14 protein-coding genes are annotated in these 10616 nt (G+C 68.0%); 9 read left to right on the top strand and 5 right to left on the bottom strand.

What is annotated here, in order from left to right; all coding sequences use genetic code 11:
- Nucleotides 1-53: 53 nt before the first annotated feature.
- The 9 genes from rpmH (at nt 54) to BN10_RS04160 (ending at nt 6868) form a co-directional block, all read left to right on the top strand.
- Nucleotides 54-191, top strand: a complete 138-nt coding sequence (gene rpmH, locus BN10_RS04200; protein WP_010849920.1) for a 50S ribosomal protein L34 — start codon at nt 54-56, stop codon at nt 189-191.
- 10 nt (nt 192-201) lie between these two features.
- Nucleotides 202-567: a ribonuclease P protein component gene (gene rnpA, locus BN10_RS04195; protein WP_010849919.1), complete on the top strand. Its 366-nt coding sequence runs from the start codon at nt 202-204 to the stop codon at nt 565-567.
- Nucleotides 564-869 (top strand): membrane protein insertion efficiency factor YidD, encoded by a 306-nt coding sequence (gene yidD, locus BN10_RS04190; protein WP_010849918.1) that lies wholly within the window; start codon nt 564-566, stop codon nt 867-869. Before rnpA ends, yidD begins: the two co-directional genes overlap by 4 nt.
- A gap of 61 nt (nt 870-930) precedes the next feature.
- Complete coding sequence (gene yidC, locus BN10_RS04185) at nt 931-1965, top strand: membrane protein insertase YidC (RefSeq protein WP_010849917.1); 1035 nt, start codon at nt 931-933, stop codon at nt 1963-1965.
- 52 nt (nt 1966-2017) lie between these two features.
- The gene (locus BN10_RS04180; RefSeq protein WP_010849916.1) at nt 2018-2662 is read left to right on the top strand and encodes a Jag family protein; all 645 of its coding nucleotides are present in this window, start codon (nt 2018-2020) and stop codon (nt 2660-2662) included.
- A gap of 31 nt (nt 2663-2693) precedes the next feature.
- Nucleotides 2694-3389 carry a 16S rRNA (guanine(527)-N(7))-methyltransferase RsmG gene (rsmG, locus tag BN10_RS04175; protein ID WP_010849915.1) on the top strand — a complete coding sequence of 232 codons (696 nt, stop codon included), beginning with the start codon at nt 2694-2696 and terminating at the stop codon, nt 3387-3389.
- A gap of 273 nt (nt 3390-3662) precedes the next feature.
- Nucleotides 3663-4436 carry a glyoxalase superfamily protein gene (locus BN10_RS18030; RefSeq protein ID WP_010849914.1) on the top strand — a complete coding sequence of 258 codons (774 nt, stop codon included), beginning with the start codon at nt 3663-3665 and terminating at the stop codon, nt 4434-4436.
- Nucleotides 4437-4799: 363 nt separating this feature from the next.
- Nucleotides 4800-5783, top strand: a complete 984-nt coding sequence (locus BN10_RS04165; protein ID WP_198014094.1) for a ParA family protein — start codon at nt 4800-4802, stop codon at nt 5781-5783.
- Nucleotides 5780-6868, top strand: coding sequence for a ParB/RepB/Spo0J family partition protein (locus BN10_RS04160; protein ID WP_010849912.1), 1089 nt, complete (start codon nt 5780-5782; stop codon nt 6866-6868). Before BN10_RS04165 ends, BN10_RS04160 begins: the two co-directional genes overlap by 4 nt.
- A 116-nt stretch (nt 6869-6984) precedes the next feature.
- Here the strand turns inward: BN10_RS04160 and trxA are convergent, their stop codons facing one another.
- The 5 genes from trxA to BN10_RS04135 form a co-directional block, all read right to left on the bottom strand.
- Nucleotides 6985-7311: a thioredoxin gene (gene trxA, locus BN10_RS04155; protein WP_010849911.1), complete on the bottom strand. Its 327-nt coding sequence runs from the start codon at nt 7309-7311 to the stop codon at nt 6985-6987.
- A gap of 58 nt (nt 7312-7369) precedes the next feature.
- Nucleotides 7370-8311 (bottom strand): thioredoxin-disulfide reductase, encoded by a 942-nt coding sequence (gene trxB / locus BN10_RS04150; RefSeq protein WP_010849910.1) that lies wholly within the window; start codon nt 8309-8311, stop codon nt 7370-7372.
- 108 nt (nt 8312-8419) lie between these two features.
- Nucleotides 8420-9184, bottom strand: a complete 765-nt coding sequence (locus BN10_RS04145) for a hypothetical protein (RefSeq protein ID WP_010849909.1) — start codon at nt 9182-9184, stop codon at nt 8420-8422.
- Nucleotides 9181-9828 (bottom strand): RNA polymerase sigma factor SigM, encoded by a 648-nt coding sequence (gene sigM, locus BN10_RS04140; RefSeq protein ID WP_010849908.1) that lies wholly within the window; start codon nt 9826-9828, stop codon nt 9181-9183. Before sigM ends, BN10_RS04145 begins: the two co-directional genes overlap by 4 nt.
- 2 nt (nt 9829-9830) lie before the next feature.
- Nucleotides 9831-10616 (bottom strand): hypothetical protein (locus BN10_RS04135; protein WP_040750911.1); only part of this gene is annotated, 786 nt, incomplete at its 5' end.

The raw sequence follows: 10616 nt of genomic DNA, 5'->3' as shown, positions 1-10616 counted from the left end.
TGGCCGACCTCCACGCTTCCCGGGGGGACGCACCAGCACCGTAGGAGAACCTCGTGAGCAAGCGTACGTTCCAGCCGAACAACCGTCGCCGGGCCAAGACGCACGGCTTCCGCCTGCGCATGCGCACCCGCGCCGGCCGCGCCATCTTGGCCGCCCGCCGCCGCAAGGGCCGCGCCGAGCTGTCCGCCTGAGGTCCCGCCGGTGCTTCCGGCGCGACACCGCCTGCGTGAGCGAGCGGACTTCGCGTCGGTGCTCCGGGGCCCGGGTGGGGCACGCGCGGGGTCGAGCCTGCTCGTGGTGCACGCACACCGAACCGATTCGCGTCAGGGTCAGCCCCCGCGGGTCGGTTTCGTCGTGTCCAAGGCCGTCGGTGGTGCCGTCGTCCGCAACCGCACCAAACGTCGTCTGCGGGAGATCGTCCGGGCCGAACTGCCCAGTCTCCCGCACGGCGTCGACCTGGTCGTGCGCGCCAACCCGGCAGCCGCGGAGGCACCGTTCACCGAGTTGCAGCAAACGCTCAAGTCGTTGTCGCACAGGGTGATTCGTCGGCTGGAGGCCAGCGCATGACCTGGCAGAAGGCGCTCGCGCTGCCCCTCATCGGGCTCGTCCGGCTCTACCAGCTGACCATCTCACCCCTGCTGCCGCCCTCGTGCCGGTACTACCCGAGTTGCTCGGCGTATGCCGTGACCGCCTTGACCCGCTTCGGTCCCCTCAAGGGAACCTGGCTGGCCGTTCGTCGGTTGGGCAGATGCCACCCCTGGTCGGCTGGTGGCGTGGACCACGTCCCGGCCCGCCGCGGCGAGGTGCTCGACGACCTGGGGCGGCCCGTGCCGGCCCCGACCACGACCAACGCGACGGCCGACCACTGACCTTGGCCCCGCGGCATACCGACCCCACTGGGCCCGACCGGGCCCATGAGCACTGAAGGACATGATGGGCGACTTCTTCCAATCCGTGATGTACCCGATCGAATTGTTGGTCGCGTGGATCATGTACGGCTTCCACCAGGCCTTCACCACGATCGGGATGCCGGCCGCCAGCGGGTGGACCTGGGCGCTGTCGATCATCGGTCTCGTGATCGTCATGCGGGCGGCGATGATCCCGCTGTTCGTCAAGCAGATCAAGGCCTCACGCAAGCTGCAGATGATCCAGCCGGAGCTGCAGAAGATCCAGAAGAAGTACAAGGGCAAGACCGACCCGGACTCCCGTCAGGCGATGACGCAGGAGACGATGGCGCTCTACAAGAAGGAGGGGACCAACCCCTTCAGTTCGTGTCTGCCGATCCTCGTGCAGTCACCCTTCTTCTTCGGCCTCTTCCGGGTACTCAACGGCCTGCAGAACATCGCCGACGGCAAGACCGACCCGATCGGGCCGATCACCAAGGCGGTGGCGGCCCAGGCCGAGTCGGCCACCCTGTTCGGGGCGCAACTCTCCGACAAGTTCGTCGGCGCGGACAGCCTGAGCACCCAGATCGTCACCGTCATCCTCATCGTCCTGATGTCGGCGACCACCTTCACCACCCAGCGTCAGCTGATGATGAAGAACATGCCGGCCTCTGCGCTGGACAACCCTTTCGCCAAGCAGCAGAAGGTCCTGCTCTACGCGATGCCGCTGCTCTTCGCCGTCTCGGGCATCAACTTCCCGATCGGTGTCCTCATCTACTGGTTCACCACCAACATCTGGTCGATGGTGCAGCAGTTCTACGTCATCCGCCGGATGCCCACCCCCGGCTCGGCGGCCGAGAAGGCCCGCAACGAGCGACTCGCCAAGCGGGGCAAGGCGATCCCCGGGGCGCCTGCGGCTGCCACGGACGGTGACGATGCCGGCACGGACGGCACCGAGGTGGTTGCTCCCAAGAGTGGCCAGCGCCAGCAACCCAAGGGCAAGAAGCGCTCGAAGGCTGCCATGACCAAGCCGTCGGCCGTCCAGGAGAACGTTCCGGACACCGACAACCCCACCACCTGACCTCTGGTCGACCACCGACCACCCACCGGCCTGCTGCCGATAGGAGATCTGCATGACTGAGCACGACACGCTGACCAGCGAGGACGTTACCGTCGACGCGACGCCCGCCGTGGATGCCGACGAGGTGGTTGACGAGACCACCGACGAATCGACCGAGTCCGCCGGGTCACCCGAAGGCGCCAAGGCCACCGACCCCGCAGCCGGGGCCACCTCGACACCGAGCGGCCGCAAGGCGCAGTTGGAGCGCGAGGGTGAGGTGGCAGCGGACTTCCTGGAGACCCTGCTCGACATCTGCGACCTCGACGGCGACCTCGATGTCGACATCGATGGTGACCGTGCGATCGTCTCGATCGTCGACTCGGACGAGGGCCGCGTGCCGCGTCGGCTCGTCGGTCAGGGTGGCTCCACCCTCGATGCCTTCCAGGAGTTGACCCGGCTTGCCGTGCAGAGCGCGACTGGTGAGCGCTCGCGGTTGATGCTCGACATCGCCGGGCACCGCGCTGAGCGCAAGGCAGCTCTCGTCGAGTTGGCGAAAGAGGCCATCGCCAAGGTCAAGGACGGCAGTGAGCGCGAGGCGCTGTCGCCGATGACGGCCTTTGAGCGCAAGGTCGTCCACGACGAGGTGCTGGCCGCTGGCCTGGTGTCAGAGTCCGAGGGGGCCGAGCCGCGACGCTTCGTCGTCGTGCTGCCCGCGTGATGTTTCACGTGAAACATTGGGTGGGGCGGTCGTGACCGATCCGCTCGAGACGCCAGCCGCACCTTCGGGTGCGGCTGCCGTCTTTGGTGAGCGTCTGCCGATCGCCACCGCCTTCGTGGCGATTCTCGCCGACACCGGGGTGAGCCATGGACTGATCGGTCCGCGGGAGGTGCCCCGCCTCTGGGATCGTCACGTGCTCAACTGTGCGGTCGTCGAGGATGCCTTCCCGAGCGGAGCCATGGTGATCGATGTGGGCAGCGGGGCCGGCCTGCCCGGTCTGGCGCTGGCGATCGCCCGCTCAGACCTCGACGTGCATCTGGTCGAGCCGATGCTGCGCCGCACCAAATGGCTCTCGGAGACGGTGTCGGCACTTCATCTCGACAGTGTGACCGTGCACCGTGGCCGGGCCGAGGAGTTCGCGGGGGTGCTCTCGGCGCCATGGGTGACAGCGCGTGCTGTGGCCCGGCTCGACAAGCTCGCCCGCTGGTGCGTGCCCCTGCTCGGGGACGAAGGCACCCTGGTCGCCATGAAGGGACGCACGGCTGCCGACGAATTGGCCCAGGACCGGCCGGCATTGACCACGCTGGGGCTGCTCGACGCGACGGTGACTGAACACGGTGGCGCGGTGCTCGAGGAACCCGTCCTGTCCGTCGACCTGGTCTTTTGTCCCCGTGGAGGCACGGCGCACCGCCCGCATGCATCCCGAAGGGTGCGCAAGGCCCGCTGACCCGGCACCATTTCTCAACCCGTTTCGTAGGGTCGCCCCTTGCGGGACCAGGATCGGGCCAAATTCTCAACCCAGTTCGTATGCCGCGGCCGTCCTGGGCTCTCACCGGGCCCACTTCTCATCCCGGTTCGTATGCCGCGTGCTGGGCGCCGGAACAGGTACGACTCACAAAGCCCCGGCAACGCCGCTGCCGACGGGAGATCGCCTCGGCGCCTCCGATGTTTCACGTGAAACATCGTTGAGTGCGTTGACGGGAGCGTGGTGTGCTGAGGCATGAGCCTGCGCGTTTCGCACACGACGATCAATGCCACGAACGCCCATGCACTCTCTGTGTTCTGGGCCGCCGTGCTCGGGTATGCCGAGGACCCCGATGACCCGAATGCATCCGGCCATGGGAAGTGCATGATCTTCTCGCCGGACCTGCGACATCGAATCCTTTTCATCGAGGTCGAGGATCTTGTTCCGGCCGGGCGAATGCACTTCGACCTCACTGCCACCGACGGCACCCGGGAGGCTGAGCTCGAGCGTGTGCTGGCCTTGGGCGCGGCTCAGGTGGCTGATCGACGGACCCCCGGCGGCAAGGGCTGGGTGGTTCTGGCTGACCCGGAAGGCAATACCTTCTGCGTCCTGCGCTCCGATGCTGAGCGACGGGCGATGGGTGACCCCATCCTGCCCGGGCCCGCAAATATCCCCGGCGTCGAGACGCGTCCTGGTGGGTCGATCCCGATCCTGCCCATGGGCGATCCTGCCTCAGTGTTGGTGTGGTGGGGACGCCTGGGATTCGTCGTCGAGTTCGAGCATCGCTTTGCCCCGGAACTGCCGCTCTATGTCGGCCTACGCCGCGGCATGGCCGATGTACATCTTTCGCAGCACCGAGGAGACACCACGGGTCCTGGAGTGATGTACCTCTGGGTCGACGACGTGGACGAGGTCGCCGCAGAGTTCGGAGTTCCTGTGGACGACAACCCCTGGGGTCGCGACTGCCAGATCGTCGACCCGTCCGGCAACAGGGTTCGGGTGGGAACCGCCCTTCGTGCGCCCGCGTGATCGGTCGCTATAGCCACGAGGGACGCGGACGCAAGGGGCTGGCTTTGGCGTGTCGGGGGTGCGTGATGTTGGATGGGTGGGTTCCCCTGCTCCCCGACGAAGGTGTGACTCGTGACCTTGAGCGTGGCCGTCGAAACCCGGCGTGTCGTCGCCACGGGGATAGGTTTCCCCGAGATCCCACGCGAGGCGTCGTCACCCCTGGGGTGGCCATCCAGCGCGCTGCATGACGCGGTCGATCACCGTCAGGGGGAGGGCGATGTTTCACGTGAAACACAGCCATCTCCGGCCGCCGTCCGAGTCGTGGAACCACCGCAGGATGCCCGCGCCACTGGGGACGTTTCACGTGAAACACCACCAGCCCCCCTGGAGGCGCCACCGAAGGCAACGAACGATGTTTCACGTGAAACATCTCCCGAGGGTCGGGCCGAGCTCGTTGCCGCGCTCCCCAGCGGAGACGATGACTCACCTCTCGCCCAGGCGGTTGCCGAGGATGCCCGCAAGCGGATCACCTTCAGCGGACGCACCTTCCCAAGGCCGGCGACGACCCGAGTGCTCACCGTCGCCAACCAGAAGGGCGGCGTCGGCAAGACGACGACGACGGTCAACGTCGCCGCTGCGCTCGCCCAGGCCGGCGCCCGGGTCCTCGTCATCGATCTCGACCCGCAGGGCAATGCGAGCACCGCGCTGGGCATCGACCATCACGCCGAGATCCCGTCCATCTATGACGTGCTCGTCGACGGCACACCTCTCACCGACGTCGTCCAGCCCTGCCCGGACGTCGACGGACTCTTCTGCGCCCCCGCGACGATCGACCTCGCCGGCGCCGAGATCGAGCTTGTCTCACTCGTCGCCCGCGAGACGCGCTTGGCAAAAGCGGTCACGGCATACCTCGAGGGGCAGGTGGAAGGTGAGCGGATCGACTACGTTTTCATCGACTGCCCCCCGAGCCTGGGCCTGCTCACGATCAACGCCTTCGTGGCCGCTCGCGAGGTGTTCATCCCCATCCAGTGTGAGTATTACGCCCTCGAGGGGCTGTCCCAACTGCTCAAGAACATCGAGCTGATCAAGAACCACCTCAACCCCGGCCTGCACGTCTCCTCGATCCTGCTCACCATGTTCGACGGGCGCACCCGACTGGCCTCCCAAGTTGCCGACGAAGTGCGCACCCACTTCCCCGACCAGACCTTCCGGGCTGCGGTGCCACGCTCGGTCCGGATCTCCGAGGCCCCCAGTCACGGCCAGACCGTCATGACCTACGACCCCAACAGCAGTGGCGCGCTCTCCTACCTGGAAGCCGCAAACGAGATGGCCGACCGCGGTGCCCGTGGCGAGAAGGAGCAGTCATGAGCGAGAAGCGACGCGCCCTGGGACGTGGTCTGGGTGCTCTCATCCCTGCCAGCCCGGGCACGGACCGACCGATCGACGTCTTCTTCCAGGACTCCCAAGGCGCGACCGCCACAACCGAGAGTCAGATCGGTGCCGGAGCCCCACCAGAGACAAGGAGCGACTCAGGGCTGGGCGAGCACTCCGCAGAAGCCGTCGCCACTGGCGATTCGACCGATTCGACCGCACCCTCTGCAGGTGACCCCGACCTTGCCCCCGTGCCGGGAGCCACCTTTCGCGAGCTTCCCCTCGACGCCATCCGTCCCAACCCTCGCCAGCCGCGCACGGTCTTCGACGAGGACGACATGGGCGAGTTGGTGCACTCGATCCGGGAGATCGGTGTCCTCCAGCCGATTGTGGTGCGCCCCCTGCCGGCCGACGCGGATGCCGAGCCCGGCGTCACTCACGAACTCATCATGGGAGAGCGGCGCTGGCGCGCCTCTCGAGCGGCTGGCAAGGAAACCGTCCCAGCCATCGTCAAGGCCACCGAGGACGACGACCTGCTCCGGGACGCCCTCCTCGAGAACCTTCACCGCAGCCAACTCAACGCCTTGGAGGAGGCAGCGGCATACCAGCAGTTGCTCGACGACTTCGGGTGCACCCAGGAGGAGTTGGCCACCCGGATCGGACGCTCCCGCCCCCAGATCTCCAACACCCTGCGCCTGCTCAAACTCCCGCCGCCGGTCGCCCGACGCGTCGCCGCCGGAGTCCTCTCGGCCGGTCACGCCCGTGCGCTGCTCGCTCTGCCTGATGCCGACGCAATGGACCGGCTGGCCCACCGGATCGTCGCCGAGGGTCTCTCGGTGCGCAGCACCGAGGAGGTCGTCGCCCTCGGCGGCGACCAGGACAAGCCTCGCCGCCGGGCACCTCGCGCCGGAAACCGGCGCCCGCAACTCGACGACCTCGCGGGGGAGTTGTCGGACCACCTCGAGACGCGGGTGCGCATCTCCCTGGGCCAACGACGGGGCAAGGTCACCATTGACTTCGCCAGCGTCGAGGACCTCCACCGGATCACCGACGCCATGGGCCTGAAGAAGCACCAGGACTGACCCCACAGGGCCGGCGTGGCTCGGGCCGCAGCGACAAACCAAGACCCGCACTCACAAGTCAACCCCGTCCCTCACCGAGAGGGACGGGGTTGAATATCGTTGCGGCAGAACTGAACTCAGCCGAGGAAGGGCTCCAACTCACGGAGCAACTTCGGCTTGGGCATGGCGCCGACGATCGTCTTGACGATCTCGCCGTCCTTGTAGAGATGCATGGTGGGGATGCTCGTGATCCCGAGCTTGCCGGTCACGGCAGGGTTCTCGTCGGTGTTGAGCTTGACGATCTCGACCTTGTCGCCGTGGTCGCGGGCGATCTCCTCGAGGATCGGGGCGACCGCACGGCACGGGCCGCACCACGGCGCCCAGAAGTCGACGAGCACCGGCTTGTCAGAGTTCATCACCTCGAGCTCGAAGTTGTCGTCGGTGACGGCCTTGAGGTCAGCCATGGGTGTGTCCTTTCGGGAACGGGTCGCCCACCAGTTTAGGTGGGTGAGGGGACAGTGGTCAGTGCGCGAGGAAGCGCTCGGCGTCCAAGGCGGCCGCGCAGCCGGACCCGGCCGCGGTGATGGCCTGGCGGTAGGTGTGGTCGACGAGGTCGCCACAGGCGAAGACCCCGGTCACATTGGTCCGTGTCGAGCGACCCTCACACACGACGTAGCCCTCGGCATCCAACTCCACCGTGCCCTTGACCAGTTCGTTGCGCGGATCGTGCCCGATCGCGATGAACAGCCCGGTCACCGGCAACTCGCTCAGCTCACCAGTTTGGGTGTTTCGCAACGTGATTCCGGCCAGCTTGTCCTCGCCATGGATGGCCTCGACGGCAGAGTTCCAGGCGAACTTGATCTTCTCGTTGGCCAGCGCCCGCTCGGCCATGATCTTGCTCGCCCGCAGCTCGTCTCGCCGATGCACGATGGTCACCGACCGCGCGAACTTGGTCAGGAAGGTCGCCTCTTCGACGGCCGAGTCACCGCCGCCGACGACCGCGATGTCCTGATCGCGGAAGAAGAAGCCGTCGCACGTCGCGCACCACGACACGCCGTGACCCGACAGCCGCTTCTCGTCGGGCAACCCGAGCTCGCGATAGGCCGACCCCATCGCCAGGATGACGGTGCGCGCCTCGTGGCGCCCACCTTCGGAGTCCACGACGACCTTGACGTCGCCTTCGAGCTCAACGGACTCCACGTCGTCACGCACGAGTTCGGCCCCAAAGCGCTCGGCCTGGGCCCGCATGTTGTCCATGAGATCCGGACCCATGATGCCGTCACGGAAGCCGGGGAAGTTCTCGACCTCAGTGGTGTTCATCAGGGCTCCGCCCGCGGTCACCGACCCCTCGAAGACGAGCGGCGCGAGATTGGCGCGCGCGGCATACACGGCCGCCGTGTAGCCGGCGGGGCCGGAACCGATGATGATGACGTTGCGCACGTCGGAGGCGACCTCTGCGGCCACGGGGAAACACCGTCCTCACGGGATCGTTCGGAGCGCGCCGGTGGGGCGCACGCATCAGGTAGCGATCCTACGGCCGCAGACATTCCCGACCGTTCACAGCGCGCGGGCTCAGAGCCGCTGAGGGCCCGAGATCAGCTCGGCGGAGCCGAGCCGACAGTTGCGCCGGACAAGGTATGCCGTGTGCTCGCCCCCCAGCGTCGCCACGACCACCGCGGCGGGGGAGTCGTCGTGGGTGACCAGGTCCACGACCAGGGCTGCGTCGCTGGGGACACCCAGGGCGGTGGCGCAGTCGCGAGCGCCCATTTCGGTGCCGATCGGGCCGATGGCGGGGCTCTCGGAGGCCAGGTCGTGCAGCGGGGTCACACCGGTCGACATCGCCTGTTGGGCAGCCGACGCCAGGCCGGTGCTCGTCACGACCTGCCCGGTCATGACGACGGTGACGCCGATCGGGGACCCGATGCCAGAGGCTGCCGAGTCGCCAGCGGCCGCCCGCTCGGCGGAGAGGGATGCGGCGGCGGACCCGGCGGCACTGCTGCCGCCGAACGACAGGGCGGAGAGCATGTCCCCACCCTGGGTGGCCAGCATGCCGCCGCCCGCGACGGCCACGAGACCTGCAGCCGCGGCCCAGTGGATCGGCCGGAAGCCCGATCGACGAGAGCGACCGCGGATGTCGGCGACCGGTGCATATCCGGTCTCCTGGCTGTCGCGGCGGGCGAAGGGGCCGGTCTCGGCCGCGAGGGAGAGTTGGATGCGCTTGACCAGTTCGTCGGGCATCGGTCCCGGATCCGGAAGGGAACGCAACAGCGCACTCATGCCGGTGGGGTCCGACCCGGGGTGGTCGGCAGGCCCGGGCGGCTGCTGCGGCGTGGTCACGGGGTTCCTTCGGGGGCGAGGTTGACGGTCGGGTCGGGGGCGCTCGGCGTCCTAGTCTTCGACGCACGGCCGGCGTCGATGGTTCCCACGGACTCCCCGGCCCGTTCACGCAGGATGAGCGCGAGCGCTGCACGACCCCGGAAGCAGCGGGACTTCACTGTCCCCTCGGCCACTTGGAGCACCGCGGCGGCCTCGGCGATCGGCAGGCCGTGCATGTCCACCAGGACCAGGGCCATCCGTTGCGCTTCGGGCAGGGTGGCGAGTGCGGCGCGCACGTCCAGGACCGCCTCGGTGCTCGCGTGGTCGTCACGGTCGGAGGCGAGGTCGATCTCCGCGAGGTCGCCGGCTCGGCGCAGCACATGCCGGTCGCGCCGCACCCGATCCATGCAGGCGTTGACGACGATCCGGTGCAGCCAGGTCGTCACGGCCGCGTCCCCGCGGTACCCCGCGGCGTGGCGATAGGCGGAGATGAAGGCGTCCTGGACGCAGTCGGCGGCCAGTTCGCGATCTCCGAGCACTCGCACGGCCACGGCCCACATGCGGTCCCGGTGGCGCCGGAAGATCTCACCGAAGGCGTCGGGGTCCCCACCCTGGTGCGCACGCATGAGGGCCCGGTCGTCGAGCTCGCGCAGGGGACCGTCCATGATCAGCCGAGGACGGAGACCTCGCCGAGCACGGCGCGGTAGAACCCGTCGACCTGACTGAGGTTGGTGAACCAGACGATGAGGTACTGCTTGCCGGCGGTCTGATCCGGCGGAAGGTCGAATCCGAAGGCACCATTGGCGTCGGTCGCCTCGGCGACCTTGGTCGCATTGGTCAGCGAACGATCCGCCGCGACGTAGATCTCGAGACTGGCCGGTGCGCCGAGCGTGAGGTCGACGTGCTTGGGCGTGACATTCGGGCCGAGGTCGATGATGACACCGACGCCCGGCTTGAGCCCGCCGAGGTTGGGCGTCTTGTAGCCCTCGCTCATCCACGCCGTGTTGGGATCGCCGTCGAAGACCTTGGGGGCGGACTGGCCGTTCTCCTTGCCGTCGCCGTCCGGGTCGAAGCCGTCGGCGCTGAGGATGGCCAACGGCTGCGGTCCTGCCGGTTCAGCGGCTGTCGCGCTCGGCGAGGCCGACGGCTTTGCGGTCTTGCCGCTGCCCACGCTCAGGTCGAAATTCGTCTGCGAGCCGATCTTGGAGACACCCATGATGCCCACGACCAGTGCCATCAGGACGAAGGCGGCCACGATGCTGAGCGCCACCTTGCTCTCGTCCTTGGTCAGCGGATCGGTCGGGACCAGAGGTGCCGGGGCGTCGGCATCCATCCCGGGGAAGTTCGGGCGAGGCAGGGCACGGACCCGAGCGGCACCTTGCGACGTGGCCGCTGCAGCGCGTGCCCAGGCGCTGGCGCCCGCTCCCTGCGCGGCGGCGGGCCGCGCGACCGG

Origin of the sequence: Phycicoccus elongatus Lp2 (assembly GCF_000367525.1) — a bacterium.
Taxonomy (GTDB): domain Bacteria; phylum Actinomycetota; class Actinomycetes; order Actinomycetales; family Dermatophilaceae; genus Phycicoccus_A; species Phycicoccus_A elongatus.
The sequence above is the reverse complement of the archived record's forward strand: the minus strand, read 5'-3'. Positions and strand labels throughout refer to the sequence as shown.

Bases quoted from the DNA above. Each gene is read 5' to 3' on its own strand.
- BN10_RS04180 (WP_010849916.1), top strand. From the start codon at position 2,018: ATGACTGAGCACGACACGCTGACCAGCGAGGACGTTACCGTCGACGCG.
- sigM (WP_010849908.1), bottom strand. From the start codon at position 9,828: ATGGACGGTCCCCTGCGCGAGCTCGACGACCGGGCCCTCATGCGTGCG.
- BN10_RS04160 (WP_010849912.1), top strand. From the start codon at position 5,780: ATGAGCGAGAAGCGACGCGCCCTGGGACGTGGTCTGGGTGCTCTCATC.
- BN10_RS18030 (WP_010849914.1), top strand. From the start codon at position 3,663: ATGAGCCTGCGCGTTTCGCACACGACGATCAATGCCACGAACGCCCAT.
- yidD (WP_010849918.1), top strand. From the start codon at position 564: ATGACCTGGCAGAAGGCGCTCGCGCTGCCCCTCATCGGGCTCGTCCGG.
- yidC (WP_010849917.1), top strand. From the start codon at position 931: ATGATGGGCGACTTCTTCCAATCCGTGATGTACCCGATCGAATTGTTG.
- trxA (WP_010849911.1), bottom strand. From the start codon at position 7,311: ATGGCTGACCTCAAGGCCGTCACCGACGACAACTTCGAGCTCGAGGTG.